The sequence below is a fragment of the Psychrobacter sp. PP-21 genome (assembly GCF_033790785.1).
In the GTDB taxonomy this organism is placed as follows: domain Bacteria; phylum Pseudomonadota; class Gammaproteobacteria; order Pseudomonadales; family Moraxellaceae; genus Psychrobacter.
Map to the genome: position 1 here is coordinate 1 of NZ_JAMYEB010000117.1, position 264 is coordinate 264.

At 49.2% G+C, this 264-nt stretch carries 1 protein-coding gene; it reads right to left on the reverse strand.

Going from position 1 to position 264, the window contains the following annotated elements:
* Window positions 1-264, reverse strand: a 264-nt coding sequence (locus tag NJD71_RS13835) for a transposase (RefSeq protein WP_319052466.1), incomplete at both ends; no start/stop codon positions are given.

The window sequence follows — 264 nt, forward strand, 5'->3', positions numbered from 1 at the left end:
AATCTTTGCCCCAAGTCTCATCAAAGTGCTCAAGATTGGCCTCTGCCATCTCAAGGGTATCAGCGCCGTAGATGGCCTTTAAATCAGCCGCTACGGCCTTTTTATCCGTCCACGGCACAAACTTCATTGAATAGCGCACCATGTGTACGATACACAGCTGAACCTGTGCCTTTGGATAGACGGTGTTAATGGCATCAGGGAAGCCCTTTAGACCATCGACACAAGCGATTAAGATGTCTTGTACCCCACGGTTTTGAAGCTCGG